This window comes from Bifidobacterium dolichotidis (assembly GCF_003951975.1).
Lineage (GTDB): Bacteria > Actinomycetota > Actinomycetes > Actinomycetales > Bifidobacteriaceae > Bifidobacterium > Bifidobacterium dolichotidis.
This window is the reverse complement of sequence record NZ_QXGM01000002.1, coordinates 670,961-686,420: the sequence shown is the minus strand read 5'-3', so window position 1 is coordinate 686,420 and position 15,460 is coordinate 670,961. Positions and strand designations below refer to the sequence as shown.

Sequence of the window (15,460 nt, the reverse complement as noted above, 5' to 3'; positions counted from 1 at the left end):
AATCTGCATACGAAGCACTCGAAATCAAAGATTTTTGATGCTTACGTGCAAATACGTCGCATACCTGAGGATTATGCACGGGAAGGGTATCTTCGAGTGCCGTTTTCTCGGGTATATGTCGGGAGTGCACGTGAAGCGTGATTAATCCGGAATTTTGCCTCTATCTGTGCCATTTTGTCGGTTAATCGAGAAATCTGCACGTGAACAGTGTCTTCGAGTGCCGTTTTGTCGGTTAACCGAGGATTTTGCATGCAAAAAGCCCTTCGCGTGCAGCTGCGTCGGTTATCCGACGAGACAGCACTCGAAGGGCTTTGAGGTTCAAGTCAAAGTATGGATCCTGAGCAGTGGATGTCAGAAATCCACATCAGAATTGGGAAACGAGTATCAGAACTGAGGGAACCAGCGTCAGGACTGAGAAATCCACATCAGAACTGAGGAATCAGCGTTAGAACTGATGAACCCGCCTCAGAACTGAAACCGTTCTCAATAACTGGAATCAGCAGTCGTAGCTCATGCCCATAGCTTCGCGCACTTCTTCAAGCGTCTGGTTTGCGATGGCGTTTGCACGAGCATTGCCCTCGTGCAGAATGTCGCGAATCGAATCCATATCCTTAGCGAGCTCAGCACGGCGCTCACGGTGTGGAGCCAAGAACTCGTTAACGGACTCGGTCACGTACTTCTTCAGCGTGCCTGCGCCGCCCATACCGATTTCCTCAGCAATTTCCTTTGGATCGCGACCCGTAACAAGGCCTGCAGTCGTCAGCAGAGCCGACACCTGTGGGCGGTTAATTGGATCGAACGTAATCATGCGCTCGGAGTCGGTTGGGCTCTTACGGATCAGCTTTGCGGTTTCTTCAGCCGTTGCACCCAGCATGATCGAGTTGCCATACGACTTACTCATCTTGCGGCCATCAAGACCTGGAATCTCAGGAGCATCCGAAAGAATTGCGGCTGGCTCTGGGAACACGTGGTTCTTCTTGGCGTAACGCTCGTTGAAACGACGAGCAATCGTACGCGTGATCTCAACGTGTGGCAGGTTATCCTTGCCGATTGGCACCACGTTTGCCTTGCAGAACAAAATATCGCAAGCCTGGTGCACTGGGTAAGTCAGCAGCAGACCGGTCAGTGCGTGGCCCGAAGCTTCCATTTCGGACTTCACGGTTGGGTTGCGGTGCAGCTCAGCCTCAGTGACGAGCGACAGGAATGGCAGCATGAGCTGGTTTTCTGCAGGAACAGCCGAGTGCGTAAAGATCATCGTCTTGGTTGGGTCAATGCCAGCAGCCAAGTAATCGAGCACGAGGTTGAGCACGTTATCTTCAATGTGCTCAGTCGTATCGCGATCGGTGATGACCTGATAATCAGCGATGATGATGTTCGTGTTCACGCCACGGTTCTGCATAGCCACGCGTTCGCGGATAGAACCAAAGTAGTGTCCGAGGTGCAGACGACCAGTTGGACGGTCGCCAGTCAGCATAGTGAACTTCGAAGGATTTGCTTCCAGCTTGGCAAGCGTTGCATCAGAACGCTTCTTTGCAGCCAGGAAGCTTGCGCTCATCTCGTTACCTGCAGCGGTTAGCTGAGCCTGCTGCGATTCTTGCGCTGCCTGCTTCTCGTTGTTGTCAGTCATCATCCGTCCTTGGTGTGCACTTGCATATGCGCGAGCTACGTCAGCACGCATAATTTCAGTGGATTACATAGTAAAAACTTGGTCTCATCGTATGAATTTGATTCGACAACACCACCTATTTCAAGCACTTGGCTACAAGCTTTGAAACTATGCTGTCTACAAGTCATGAGCAGTGGTACTCTCTTATATGTGAATTAATACCGGGAATCTCAAGCAGGGGGTCAGATGGGCCGCGGACGCCAGAAAGCTAAACAGCAGAAAATCGCTCGGAAGCTTAAGTATCTGACCACAGACACCGATTACGACGAGCTGGCCAAGGAACTTGGAGCTCAAGAGCCTGGTTCAGGATCGTTCGATCCGTTTGCCGATGTGGAAGAAAAGCAGAAGTCATCTCAATACAGCGAGTATGAAGATGAGTATGCCGATGATTACAAGGATTCCGAGTCGGACGTAACCGATGATGACTTGGACGAGTACGCTCAGTGGGCCGCACAAACGGCTGCACCGAAGCCAGTCAAGCCACACAAGCCGATTCCAATGCCAACTCCAGACGCATTCCGTCACGGTTCGCACGAATCAAAGTGAGTTGAGCGTAACGAAACGTTAACGGCTCTGTTCAGCACCAGTTGTTGAACAGAGCCGTTTTGTTTTGCGCTGTCGATAGTTTCCGAGACTTAGCTTCCGGAACTCAGTGAGTGGCGAACTAAATGAGCGGCAGCAGTGCCGTGAGATCGTCGCGCTCACCGACGGCTGTAATACGGCCTAGATCGCGCTCCTGATGCCACGTTGTTATGCCCGTTGCCACGCGAAGCCAGACGTCCGGATCGAGCTCAATAACGTCGGGAGGCGTTAAATTATGCGGATCTGAAGCAGGTCCTTCAAGAATTTTGATGGCACCCCAAGGAGCGACGCGCACTTCAACGCCCGGGCCTGGAGCCTTTGTTTCGAGTACGTGCAGTGAGAATCGTACGGCCATTGCCATCACCGAACGCGGCAAAGCAGGACTCACTTCAGTCGGCTGCTCACCTTGGCGCACGAGCTGTTTGGCCGCTGCATCCCATTGAAAGAACGCATCCTCGCCTTTTCCTAGATCTTGTTTTCGAATAACAGCCATAGTTCTGTTCTACCCACAAGTAGGTATTGCGCTTCGCTGTAGCAACGCGATGCTCAGAGCATATTGTGCGCAAGTATATTCATTGAACTATGTGAAGATTTGAGAATGACGGAATTCTGCGAAAATGGCTTTAAATAGGGGGTTTAACGGGGGTGTAGATGTGCGCGTGAGGGGAGTGCGCAGAGGAATAGATTCTGCATTTTGGATGTTAGCTCGTAATACAAAGTTGAGCCATGCACAATGAACAAGGTTGTTACGGCTCAATAGCGGATTCATCCGTGACAACTGAAAAGAATGAATACAAGAGGCATACTCGTCAGGTTCAGGGGAGTCTAGTGCAGTGACGGTTAGCGTCACATGCAAATGCCGCCAATGTTAGCCAGTCGAGAACACGACGTGTTCTTCATGGTATTTCAAGCAAGACGCGGCATGATGCAAACCAGATACGAAGTATGTGAGGTGCGATTAGAGAAATTGCATCGTAAAGCATGGGTAAATGGGTAGAAAACAATCTAGGATGACTACGTTTTCATCGTTGGAAACCCTGACTTTTTGCGCTTTGCTTTACTATGTTATGATTTCCTCTGAGAACGTATACATACAGCCAATGTCTAGGTGCGCTGCATGTGAAAAGCTACCCCATGAGCCTCGTTCCAAACAACTATCCAACTAAGGGAGTTATTACATGACCGAATTGACCGCACCGAAGTCCCCGATTTCGTCGGAGGATTTCGCCAATGAAATTCGTGAACTTCTCAAGTACGAACAGGGTGTAACTCCAGAGCAGGCTACAGCTGCTGATGTTTATGTGGCTGCATCCTCGGCCGTGCGCCGTCATCTCATGGATTCATGGATGAAGACCCAGCAGGATATGGTCAATGGCAACACGAAGGCCGTTGGCTACCTGTCTGCTGAGTTCCTGATGGGACGCCAACTGCGCAATTCTTTGCTGAACGCTGGTCTGACTGATCAGTTCTACGCCGCTGTAGAAGAGCTCGGCTTTGATGCACAGAAGGTAATTGACGCTGAATACGAGCCAGGTCTGGGCAATGGTGGCCTTGGCCGTCTCGCTGCATGCTTCATTGATTCTTTGGCCTCGCTTGGTGTGCCTGCCTTCGGCTATGGCATTCAGTACAAGTACGGCATTTTCCGTCAGGAATTCGATGAGAACGGTAAGCAGGTTGAACGTCCTGACTACTGGCTCGCTAATGAAGATCCTTGGGGCCACATCGATTATGGTCGCTCGCAGCGCGTGAACTTCGGTGGCAAGGTTGTTGCCGAAGATGGTAAGCGCGTGTGGAAGCCAGACTGGTCTGTTCGCGCAATCCCAGTCGACTACATGGTTCCAGGCTATGCTTCGGGCCGCGTGAATACGCTGCGCCTGTGGCAGGCTAAGAGCTACGACGAGTTCGATCTGCTCGAGTTCAACAAGTCCGAGTATATGAAGGCTGTTGAGCCACAGGTCAAGGCTGAGAATATCTCGAAGATCCTGTACCCAGAAGATTCGACTCAGGTCGGTAAGGAACTGCGCCTCGAGCAGCAGTACTTCTTCACGAGCGCTTCGCTGCACGACGCAATCCGCGTCTTCTACCCAGGTGAAGAGAACCCTGATCTGACGACGTTCCCTAACAAGATCACGTTCCAGCTCAACGATACGCACCCAGTTATTGGTATTCCAGAGCTCATGCGCATCCTCATCGATGAGTATGGCTACGACTGGGATACGGCTTGGGGCATTACGACCAAGACGTTCAACTACACGTGCCACACGCTGCTGCCTGAAGCACTTGAGGTTTGGCCTGCAAGCCTGATCTCCAAGCTGCTGCCTCGCCACATGGAGATCATTGAGAAGATCAACGATCAGTTCCTCAAGGAGCTCGCTGGTCTGACTCAGGATCAGGACAAGATTCAGCGCATGCGCATTGTTACCGAGGGTGACAACAAGCAGGTTCGCATGGCTTACCTTGCAACCTACGCTGGCTCGCACGTCAACGGTGTGGCTGAGCTGCATTCCCAGCTGCTCAAGGACGTCACGCTGCGCGACTTCTCGGATCTGTACGGTTCGAAGTTCACGAACGTGACGAACGGCGTGACGCCTCGTCGCTTCGTCAAGCTCGCAAACCCAGGTCTGTCCGACCTCATCACCGAGGGCCTCGGCACCGACAAGTGGCTGTCTGATCTTGAGATGCTCAAGGGTCTTGAGCCACTCGCTCAGGACGACGAGTTCGTGAAGAAGTTCGCTAAGGTCAAGCACGACAACAAGATCAAGTTCGCTCAGTTCGCCAAGGACGAGTACAACTTCCAGCTTGATCCATCGACGATGTTCGACACGATGATTAAGCGTCTGCACGAGTACAAGCGTCAGTCGCTGAAGATCCTCGAGATCATCGCAACCTACGCAGACATCAAGTCCGGCAAGATCAAGGCTGCAGACCTGACGCCTCGTACGTTCATCTTCGGTGCAAAGTCGGCTCCTGGCTACTACATGGCTAAGCTGACGATCCAGCTGATCAACAACGTGGCTTGGGTCATTAACAACGATCCAGATGTTGAGGGCAAGCTCAAGATTGCATTCCCTTACAACTACAACATCCGTGTTGCTCAGATCCTGATCCCTGCAACCGAGCTCGATGAGCAGATCTCGCAGGCTGGTAAGGAAGCTTCGGGTACGTCGAACATGAAGTTCGCCCTGAACGGCGCTCTGACGGTCGGTACGCTCGACGGTGCAAACGTTGAGATTCGTGCTCGCGTTGGTGCTGAGAACTTCTTCCTGTTCGGCATGACCGTTGAGGATGTTGAGGCTCTGTACGCCAAGGGTTACAACCCAGCTGAGTACTACGATTCCGATCCACGTCTGAAGGCAGCAATCGATATGGTTGCTGGCGGCACGTTCTCGAACGGCGATCGTAACACCTACGCTCCTCTGGTCGCTGACTGGCTGACCAAGGATTGGTTCATGACGCTCGCTGATTTCACGGCTTACCACGACATTCAGTCGCAGATCGATACTCTGTACGCTGATCAGCTCGAATGGAACCGTAAGGCAATTATCAACGTGGCAAACTCGGGCTACTTCAGCTCCGATCGCTCGATTGAGGATTACCTTGAGCGCATTTGGAAGACGGGCCCACTCGATAAGTGAGTTGACGCGTTCTAACCGTTAAGAAAACCCGCGCCTAGCGTTACTGCTGGGTCGCGGGTTTTTCTTTTTGGCCGTCACCTTTTTGGGTTTCTTTATTTGTTATTTCCGTAAGTGCCACACATTGCCAAGCAATGCCACTATTGCTGGCTCGTTGCTCTTGAGCACAACAATGAGCACAACAGTAGGCACAAAAAATCCCGATCCGCATCGTAGCGAATCGGGATTATGCAGCGTTATAAGCGGCTGTATCAGGCGTTGTCAGCAGCCTTGTCTTCGTCCTCGTCCTTATCCTTGGTCAGCGAGAGATCGACAGGAGAAGAGCTGTTCTCCCATGGTTCCTCCCAAGGATCGTAATCAGGGTTCTGCTGCTTGTAGATGTACAGGCCAACGACAGCTGCCAGCAGACCACCGAAGAGCAGCGCGAAGAACTTCCAACCGTTTGAAGACTTCTTCTCCATGACGGCTCCTTTCACCATAGTGCGGTCGATATCCATTAAACCGACTCTGGAAACTATCATAAAGCCAACCATGTGAACATTCCTGTATTTGTGCTTAAGGCGGGCTTAGAACAGTCCAAAATCATTACATATCAGTCTAAAACAGCTCAAATCGGGGGCAAATGAATGTTCAGTCAACGAACACGGCGCCAGATTGCTAGGGTTATGCTCTATGACACAACGATTCAGTCTGTTTCCCGATTCGCCTCAGCTTAAAAATGTGTTTTCTGCACGTTCAGTAAAGGTCCGATGGCGCTCGGGTGCTCCTGTTATTACTGAGATCCTCATTGTTACCTGTGTAGCACTGTGGATTATTGAAATGCTGCTGAGAATGACGTGGCGTCCTGGCCTGCAAGCATTGCTCGGCTTTACGATGTTGCAGCCTGCAACGGCTTGTATTCATCCTTGGACGTTTATTACGTCGATGTTTATCCACAGTCCTAATTCGCTGTGGCACATTGTGTTCAATATGCTGACGCTGTGGAGCGTGGGCCCATATCTTGAGAAGCTGATGGGCCATTGGTCGTATTTAATGCTGTATTTGCTCTCTGGCATCGGCGGCGGTGCTGTAACGATGGCTTGGGCAGCTATTGATAGTTCTGGCCAAGGCTGGGTTTCGGGCGTCTACGGCGCTTCTGGCGCTATTTTTGGCCTGTTCGCAGCTATGCTCGTCGTCTACCACAATATGCACGAGGATCTGCGCTCCATGCTGGTGTGGATGGGTATCAACTTCTTGATGCCGATTATTGTGCCAAACGTCGCTTGGCAGGCACACATTGGCGGCTTTGTATTTGGCGGTCTGTTGACGCTGCTGACGATTTACGGCGTACGAAGCCTGCGATACAAGCCCGTTATCGTTAAGTTCGGCATCTATAGTGCTGTGCTGCTCGTTATTGCCATCATCCTGATTGTGTGGAGTAACTCACTGAATCCATTTGGTTGGCTGTTGTAGCGCCAATTTCACTCCAGATTCGTGCCATTTTTGGATATTGAGTTCTGAATATGGTCCTGAATCCGGTCTTGAACTCACTATGGGACGCGTCTCTACTGAGCGCGTCCCATTTTGCTATGTAGAGGACCCCAATAATTTGTGACGGGGGTACTTACATAGATGTAGTTTTCCACATTTGTGCATAACGGTGTGGATAAGTAGGGGATAACCATTGGATAACTGGTGAATAACTCAAAAAGTTATCCACATCATTATGCACAATTCCCGTGTTTCCTAGGGTTTTCAGTATGTTTGTATGTGTATAACTAGTTATCCACATTCGTAAAAGTGTGACCTGCGCGACACTAAACCTAGGGTTAACACTGTTAATGATCACTACATCTAGTGGTGCTCTGCGCGCTCTATGAACGCATTAAGAAGGAACTCTTCAAAAACTCTGAAATGACGGGGGTATAACGTTTAGAGAACTCTCAGGAAACAAATTTGCACACAACCCTGTGCACAAACGGCGTGGATACTGTGAACAAAAGGTCGGGGGTATGCACAATTACGCGCATAAACCCCCTCAAAATACGTATTGAATATGTATTTCACTCCACTTGGATCTTGGAGCACCAGAACAGTATGTGTTCAGTCATGCCAAGTGTTGTTGCAAAGACGTAAGTATCGCCACCGTCAGCCAGCTTGAGCTTGCGGCGGAGCTGCTGGGCGGTAAGAGGGAAGTTACGCACAGCGATATTGGCTTTAGCGTGACCTTGAAGTTGCTTTTTGAGCGATTTCTTATTCATGGTTCCAACGCGGTCAACGTGGAAGTGACGGCCTGGGAATTGCGGCTGTGGGGAAGTACTGAGGAACAGGTGGCTTTGTGGACCAACTTGTTTCACGTTAAACAATTGCTTGAGCACGTCAAAAGCTCCAGCCTTCATAACGCAGGCATTTGGCTCAAATAAGTAGAGATTTCCTTGCTGTATAGCCGTTTCTAAAGCTGTAACGTCTGTACAATCAATCTCCAATGATGGTGTTTCACGTGTTATATCCGTCGTGATATGAGCTTCTACAGCTTCTCCATTGGAGCTCTGCGAGGTGGAGTTATCTAGCTGAGTATTACGCAATATGGCATCGCCTAGCTGTGCATCACTGTGGTTGTGCATGCGATATTCGAGGCGCTGATCATCATTAATGGTCACAATCAGTGGATCGAAAGTATCAGCAATATCGCGGCTTAAAGCAATCAGGAGCTCACGGCATTCATTGCGCGAACCGACCATGGCTACGAGCATGACTTCAGAGCCAAACTGTTCTACGGCTCGACGCCAATCGAGCATAGGGGAAAGCTTCATCAGTACTACATGGGCAGCATCTAATAATGCGTCTTTGAGCTCAAGTGCATTCGGTGTGCAGTCTTCAATGGCATACGTGCGCGAACCATGATCATCACGTCGTGCAGGGTCCAAATACAGGAGATCAAGTTTTGCTGACTCATGTACCTGCTGTAGATACTCTTCTGACTGTTCGTTATGAACTTCAATGTGCGGTAAACCTAATGCCGCAAAATTATGACGAGCAATATCGCACAGATGTGATTGACGTTCCACGTAATCGGCATGAGCAAACATGCGTGCTAAATACGAGCAATCTACACCAAAGCCACCAGTGAGATCAGCCATGCGGCCATAAGTAGGGTATGCTCGCGCATCAGGTGAATCTGTTGTAGTGCTTGGGTTTACAGCATCAAGAGGTTGTACACCAGCTATTTCGAGTACACGACGGGCAATATCCATCTTGCAGTGCGCTGTGAATTGTGAGGAGCATTGCTCCATAGAAATATGTGGTGGATACACAATTGCTGCGCATTGGGCCCATTCTGGCAGCTTTGTGCGAGCGGTTTGCCATCCAGCAATCTGATTCAAAGCAAAAGGTACATCAACATCGGTGCCGCGCTTGGCGTGCAACGCTAACTGGCGAACATCCTCAAGTCGATGTTTTTCAATGAATTGCTGTGTAGCGCTGTTGATGTGAATCGTGGTGGATAGCTCAGTCATGAGAGTTATTGTAGTTTTTCCAAGAACTATTGTTGTAGTCAGAGCAAGAATAAGAACAAGTGCAAAGCCCGTTTCCTAATTGAACTGGAAACGGGCTTTACGATGGGTGCTGGGTGCTAGGTACTGGTTGCTGAAGTTGTTGTTGAGCTCTGCTGTATTTATGCTTGGACTCTTTTATAGATGCCTGGCTGAAAATCAGTGTCAGCAGAGTTTGCGAGTTCTTGCCAGCTCATCGTTTTAGGATTTGGTACATTTTGGAGTTGCCAGAGGCTATCAGCATTGAAGTTTGGTGCTGCATATGGGAGACGCATTTCTGGACTCCTAAACCAAGCCTTACCTAAATTAACAATGTGTAATGATGATGTATATTCCAGCATGGTCCCAGTATGAATTACACGAGCTGTATTCCAATTGGAGACATCAAGATATTCCAAGTTGGTGCAACCAAAGAACATACCTATGAAACTTCTGGCATGTGTGGTGTTCCAATTGGCAATCGGGCTGGTGTTGGTTATACCTGTATCGAACATGAACATGTCATTGAAGTCATAAGCGTTCCTGACGTCACCTTAGTAACCCGGCCAATGCCACCGGCGTCATGCAATGGACCGTACATGTAATGACTGTTTGCTGCTTTGCCTGCATGAATGATGAGCTCACCATCTTCGGTGATTTCCCATGGACAGGTGCCCCATGTACCTCGCCTGATCGTCCTATCTGTATTTGTCCGGATGGAGGTTGTTTGAGCTGGCGCATCTATAGATGTACTTGCATAGGCTTGTGCTGCAGGAACGCCACAAAACAGCACTGATGTGACTGCGGCAATTGCTGCGAGAAGGCTGATTCGTGTGTAGGCTGTATGCATTTTCATGGTGAATTCCTCGCAGCTTGTTTTATGTGATTTGTGTATCTACACGCGTATAGGTGCCTGCATCGAATGTGGTTTCCCACGACTTGCCAAGATCTTGCCAAGTCAAAGGTTGTGATGCTTCCTCTTCGTTTTTCCAAATCGATAGAGGATCGTGATTTGGAGCAGCACTTCCACGACGCAGTGCTTCACTCATGAACCAGTGAGATCCTAACCGTATGCTGTTTAGGGAAGGTGTTGCTGAGAACATAACGATGGCAGATCGCACATGCGAGGTGTCCCAGCTTGAAACATCAAGTGTTTGCAACTGTTCGCAGCTATGGAACATGAAGTCCAGATCCTTGGCACTAGTGAGCTGCCAAGAGCCTAATGATGCATGCTGGATGCCGGATTTCATAAACATTGTGGAGAATGTAACGACTGAGGAGACATCCCAGTCCTGAAGTGCATCAGTATTACTGAGTCCGGTGCAAGCAGCAAACATGCCAATCATGCTTCGCACCTGTGAGGTATCCCAATCGGCAAGCGCATGGAGTGAATCTAATTTGTAACAGTAGCTGAACATTGATGTCATGTCAGTAACTGAGGAAGTGTCCCAAGACAGCAATTGGCATAATGCGATAGTTGGCAGAACAGAGTCGCCACTGAACATGCGACGCATGGACGTTACGTGTGAGGTATCCCAATAATCGAGGCCATCGATGGCTTCGAGGTTCGCGCAGTTGTAGAACAAATAATCCATATGCGTGACTGCACTGGTATTCACATCTTCTTCTGCCGTAATTTTTGTAATATCGTGCGCATACTGAGCCCATGGAACCGTGTTGATGGATTCAGTGTCAGCAGCTTTACCAGGATGAATTCTGAGCTCACCATCTTCGGTGATTTCCCATTTACATTCGCCCCACGTACCACTTACTGGCAACTCTTCAGTGTTCAGCGCAGTAGCAGGGGAGTCTTGATGAAGAGCATTGGCTTCTGAATTCTTATGGGCTGCCTCATGCTCAAGAATTTCTTGTGCTAGGGCCTCTGAGGAGGGACTTTCTGACACTTGAGATGTTGTATATACAACTGGTGAGGCTGCACTTATAAGTGCTGCATGATCTGCATCGGTCGCTGTGGCGACTGTGTAGGCACTTGCAAGTAGCGCTGCACTAATACTCGCTACTGCAAGGCGAAAACGGAATGACGACATAGCTTCTCTCGTTTCTCTTCAGCGGGCGACGCTCTTGATATCTGCGATCCCAGTTGAGTTTCGCGATTGAAGTGACGTTGCCTGTTGTGTTCACTACAGTGGCATTTCTTGCGCCGTTGCTTGGGAATAGCCGGGTGCAGTGAATGCTTCATAGCCGTGGAAGTTTGGTCTATGTGTACAGCCATTGTAAGCGAGGAAACGGGGGTATGCACTTCGTGTTCGTATGACGGTAGATACAAGCCCATGAATGCGGCGGAGAAGAAGCTTCAAAGAGGAAGATTTAACGAGAAATTTTTGTGAGAATAATTGATGAGGAAACTGAACAAGAAACTAAGCAGCGAAGCGAGAGCATCCCTCAAATTACTGTACCAATAGAAAAGCGGCCGCTCCGTGCAGTACATAACCTGCCGTGTGCGGCCGCAACCCTTCAGTCTCAAGCTTTATAAGGACAAAGAAGTGTTATCAGTGCCAAGCCATTGTCATTAAGAAGCCGATAATAATCAGGCCCAGAGCAATAGCGAGGTTCCATGCACCAATACCTGGAATTGGGTAACCCGAGTTGATGTAGTACACCACTGCCCAAATCAGGCCAATAATCATCAGCGCGCAGAACGTAGGAACGAGCCAACGTGGGTTAGCCTTCGTATCCTTAATGCTTTCCTCAACGCGACGCGTATTCTCGGTCTGGCGGCGCATGACGCGTGCCATCTGAGGCGTCACATCCTTGGAATCCAGCGAAGCGCTAAGCACTGCTTCGACCTTGTCCATTGGCACATCGAGATCGTCGTCTTCAGCATCAGCAGTGTCCGAGGCATCGTCAACTTCTTCAGCGACCTTAGTGGATTCAGCAATAACGTCCTCATCAAGGGAAGCAGACTTATCTGCTTCTGGTGCTTCGTCATCCACCACGTGCGTGGTTGCAGTGTTTGGTTCTTCTTGTGCGACTGCACCTTCGGTGGCCTGCTTCGTCACGGCGTCCTCCTGGACGTCCGCGGCAGTTTCATGCAGCTTTTCGTCAGCCATTGGTGATGTCTCCTTCGTTAGGCTACAAGTTACTATAGTGGTTCCCAGAGAAAGCTGTCACGAAGTTTTTACCGAATCTCAGCAACTTTTTGCGCATTGTTAGGGGTGACCCCGAAGATGCTGTTTAAAAATCCAAGATATTTGGTGGAGAAATCGTTGAAAACTATGACATGTAGTCCTCTGAAGTGCACAATAGTTGAGTTATGCGCGTTAAATGTGAACTCACTAGGCATACGGACGCAGCAGTAACTAGGGAAGGATGATTCTCTATGGCTAAGCACCGCATGAAGCACGGTCGCCGCCAAACATTCATCGGTAGCGTTGCCGTTCTCGTTGTTGTGGCATTCGTGGGCTTCTTAATGATCACGAATCTTCGCGTGAATCGTACAACAGTAACGTCAAACGATACGGCGGAGCTGATTGAAGCTCGTGTGCGACAGGTGAATGAGCTGCAGCAAGAAGTGAATAAGCTTTCTACGCAAATCGATACGCTCAACAAGCTCGCAACGAATTCCAAAGATGCTACGGGTAATGATGCTGGCTCAGGCACTATGCTTCCAGCCGTCGAAGGTGAAGGTCTGACCGTTACGCTCAATGATTCACAGCTTTGGAAGAATCGTGTGGATGCAAATGGCTCCAGCGCAGATATTGACAGTTATGTAATCCATCAGCAAGATGTAGAAGCTGTTGTGGACGCACTCTGGGCTGGTGGAGCAGAAGTTATGCAGATTATGGATCAGCGCATTCTGGCGAACTCTGCCGTAATTTGTGCTGGCAATGTGCTGCTGCTGCAAGGTAAGCGTTACTCACCGCCATTTACGATTTCTGCAATCGGTCCAGTCAAGTCCATGGAACGTGCGCTTGACGAATCGGACACGATTAATACGTTCAAGCAGTACGTTACTGCTTTTGGCCTCGGCTACGACGTTAAACAAGAGTTCCTGCACTTCGATGAGACGCCATCTCTGCTGCAGCCTCTGAAGTATGCCAAGGTCATTCCAGAGGCGAATAAGAACAACGACCAGCAGCCTGAACAGCCTGCTGAAGATACGAACGGTTCTAACTGACCTCGCGTTGCAACCACAAAAATAAAACTTCAGAACACAACTTACTTGAAACAAACCCAAGGGGAGTTATGGCCACGACGAATTCAAAGCGCCGCGTAAGCATACTGCTCATTGCTGCGGGTTTGCTGCTGACGTTTGCCACGGTGTGCGGCCTGTACGTGGGCTGGATGGAGTGGTGGACGGGCGTGCAGTCGTCTCACTCGCAGCTCGAGAAGCGTCAGGATGCGCACTTTACTGAGCCGGGCGCGGACGGCAGCGTCAAAATTGCGCAGCCGCAGCAGGGAGATCCGCCACTGCCGGCCGAGCACTATGAGAACGGCGAGCTGATCGGCGTCGTCTATGTTCCAGCGTTTGGTGACTCGTGGCACCGCAATCTTGTTGAAGGTACGTCGCTTGCGGAACTCAACAAGCAGGGCCTCGGCCATTACTCGACGACGCAGCTGCCGGGCCAGATCGGCAACTTTGCGCTGGCTGGTCACCGTAATGGTTATGGTCAGCCGCTCGGCGATATTGATGTGCTCAAGCCGGGCGATCAGATTATTATTCAAACGCAAAAGTATTGGTACGTCTACGAATACACGTCGCATCGCATTATTTTGCCGACCGATAGTTCGGTGCTTGAGCCGAACCCAATGGATCCGTCTGCGCCGCCAACTGCGCGCATGATTACGATGACGACGTGTGAGCCGAAGTACCAGACGCCAACGCATCGCTGGGTGGCGTTCGGCACGTTCAAATACTGGGCTAAGGTCTCGGACGGCGTTCCAGAAGCGTTGACGCACAAGAATTCGTCGGGTGACATTGAGTTCATTAACAAGGACTTTGGTCACACGAATAAGCTCGTTGAGCTTGGTACGTTGCGTCCGTTGATTCTGATGGGTCTGGCTATTTATTTGTTGATTTTTGTTGCAGCAGCAATAGCATTCCGTTGGCCAGCATTGCGACGCATTCATAATGGTCAAGCGCCAAAGCCGCCAGTTGAGTTCTACTCGTGGCTGTGGCGTCATCAGCCAGGTCCGGCTGTTATGCGCTGGGTGCTTGTGCTGATATTGCTGGCGCTGGCTTCCGCCTCAATGTTTGAATGGGTCTTCCCATGGGCGGCAGCGAATATTCCATTCCTGAGCAATATGTCGAACTTCACAGTGGGATAGACGCTGGAAGAGATGCCTGGATAGACGCCTGTGCAATAGATCTGAGCAATCCCATACACGATGTGATTGCAGACCGTAAACTGTGGGCAGCTGATGTCATGAATTTAATGGCGCGGCTGCCCACAGCTGTTATAGGAGGCGGGATGGCTTCGATTCTTGTCATCGACAACTACGACTCATTCGTGTATACGATTGTCGGCTATTTACAGACGCTTGGTGCAAACGTGACTGTGGTGCGCAACGATGCCATTGATCCTGCAGCGGCTGATGTGCTTGATGGCTATGATGGTGTGCTGATTTCTCCAGGTCCTGGAGCTCCTGTCGATGCAGGCGTGAGTGAAGCCATAATCCGCGTATGCGCAGCACAGCAGAAGCCTATGTTTGGTGTGTGCCTAGGCATGCAGGCTCTTGCTGAGGTCTTTGGCTGCACAGTAAGCCATGCGCCATCAATTATGCATGGCAAAACGAGTCTGGTGAAGCACAGGGATGATGATCCCGTGTTTGAAGGCGTAGCGAACCCAATGGTCGCTACGCGCTATCACTCGCTTGCTGTTGAGCCAGAAACGATTGCTGACGAGTTGCAGGTCACCGCATGGACGCAAGACGACCATATTGTGCAAGCAATTCGTCACAAAACACTGCCGATGTATGCTGTGCAATTCCACCCAGAGTCAGTGATGACCCAAGACGGCTATCGCTTATTTGCCAATTGGCTAGCAATCTGCGGTCAAGCTGACGCTATTGAGCGCAGCGTGGGGCTGCAGCCGAAGATTGCATAATTC

At 50.1% G+C, this 15,460-nt stretch carries 12 protein-coding genes and 1 pseudogene; 6 read left to right on the top strand and 7 right to left on the bottom strand.

Going from position 1 to position 15,460, the window contains the following annotated elements:
- Nucleotides 1-496 precede the first annotated feature (496 nt).
- Complete coding sequence (gene trpS, locus D2E26_RS06650) at nt 497-1,627, bottom strand: tryptophan--tRNA ligase (protein WP_125963899.1); 1,131 nt, start codon at nt 1,625-1,627, stop codon at nt 497-499.
- Nucleotides 1,628-1,852: 225 nt separating this feature from the next.
- On the opposite strand from trpS, the gene D2E26_RS06645 reads away from it, so the two are divergent.
- The gene (locus D2E26_RS06645; protein WP_125963898.1) at nt 1,853-2,212 is read left to right on the top strand and encodes a DUF3073 domain-containing protein; all 360 of its coding nucleotides are present in this window, start codon (nt 1,853-1,855) and stop codon (nt 2,210-2,212) included.
- 118 nt (nt 2,213-2,330) lie between these two features.
- Here the strand turns inward: D2E26_RS06645 and D2E26_RS06640 are convergent, their stop codons facing one another.
- Nucleotides 2,331-2,741 (bottom strand): sterol carrier family protein, encoded by a 411-nt coding sequence (locus tag D2E26_RS06640; protein ID WP_125963897.1) that lies wholly within the window; start codon nt 2,739-2,741, stop codon nt 2,331-2,333.
- Between the two features lie 685 nt (nt 2,742-3,426).
- Here D2E26_RS06640 and D2E26_RS06635 point away from each other — a divergent pair.
- A complete protein-coding gene (locus tag D2E26_RS06635) occupies nt 3,427-5,883 on the top strand; it encodes a glycogen/starch/alpha-glucan phosphorylase (RefSeq protein ID WP_125963896.1) in 2,457 nt (818 codons plus the stop codon).
- 248 nt (nt 5,884-6,131) lie between these two features.
- On the opposite strand, the gene D2E26_RS06630 is transcribed toward D2E26_RS06635, so the two are convergent.
- Complete coding sequence (locus tag D2E26_RS06630; protein WP_125963895.1) at nt 6,132-6,341, bottom strand: hypothetical protein; 210 nt, start codon at nt 6,339-6,341, stop codon at nt 6,132-6,134.
- A 211-nt stretch (nt 6,342-6,552) separates the two neighbouring features.
- Between D2E26_RS06630 and D2E26_RS06625 the strand changes: the two genes are divergently transcribed.
- Nucleotides 6,553-7,332, top strand: a complete 780-nt coding sequence (locus D2E26_RS06625) for a rhomboid family intramembrane serine protease (RefSeq protein WP_125963894.1) — start codon at nt 6,553-6,555, stop codon at nt 7,330-7,332.
- Between the two features lie 590 nt (nt 7,333-7,922).
- On the opposite strand, the gene D2E26_RS06620 is transcribed toward D2E26_RS06625, so the two are convergent.
- The 4 genes and pseudogenes from D2E26_RS06620 to crgA all read right to left on the bottom strand — a co-directional run bounded on the left by D2E26_RS06620 (nt 7,923) and on the right by crgA (nt 12,460).
- On the bottom strand, nt 7,923-9,374 hold the full coding sequence (locus D2E26_RS06620) for a THUMP-like domain-containing protein (RefSeq protein WP_164515897.1): 1,452 nt from the start codon (nt 9,372-9,374) through the stop codon (nt 7,923-7,925).
- Between the two features lie 158 nt (nt 9,375-9,532).
- Nucleotides 9,533-9,928: pseudogene (locus D2E26_RS06615) on the bottom strand (BspA family leucine-rich repeat surface protein); the annotation flags it as partial.
- Between the two features lie 339 nt (nt 9,929-10,267).
- On the bottom strand, nt 10,268-11,293 hold the full coding sequence (locus D2E26_RS06610) for a BspA family leucine-rich repeat surface protein (RefSeq protein WP_164515895.1): 1,026 nt from the start codon (nt 11,291-11,293) through the stop codon (nt 10,268-10,270).
- Between the two features lie 606 nt (nt 11,294-11,899).
- Nucleotides 11,900-12,460 (bottom strand): cell division protein CrgA, encoded by a 561-nt coding sequence (gene crgA / locus D2E26_RS06605; protein WP_125963891.1) that lies wholly within the window; start codon nt 12,458-12,460, stop codon nt 11,900-11,902.
- 269 nt (nt 12,461-12,729) lie between these two features.
- Here crgA and D2E26_RS06600 point away from each other — a divergent pair, with 269 nt between their 5' ends.
- The 3 genes from D2E26_RS06600 to D2E26_RS06590 all read left to right on the top strand — a co-directional run bounded on the left by D2E26_RS06600 (nt 12,730) and on the right by D2E26_RS06590 (nt 15,457).
- On the top strand, nt 12,730-13,527 hold the full coding sequence (locus D2E26_RS06600) for a DUF881 domain-containing protein (protein ID WP_125963890.1): 798 nt from the start codon (nt 12,730-12,732) through the stop codon (nt 13,525-13,527).
- 68 nt (nt 13,528-13,595) lie between these two features.
- Nucleotides 13,596-14,678 (top strand): class E sortase, encoded by a 1,083-nt coding sequence (locus tag D2E26_RS06595; RefSeq protein WP_125963889.1) that lies wholly within the window; start codon nt 13,596-13,598, stop codon nt 14,676-14,678.
- Nucleotides 14,679-14,821: 143 nt separating this feature from the next.
- The gene (locus D2E26_RS06590) at nt 14,822-15,457 is read left to right on the top strand and encodes an anthranilate synthase component II (protein ID WP_125963888.1); all 636 of its coding nucleotides are present in this window, start codon (nt 14,822-14,824) and stop codon (nt 15,455-15,457) included.
- Nucleotides 15,458-15,460 lie beyond the last annotated feature (3 nt).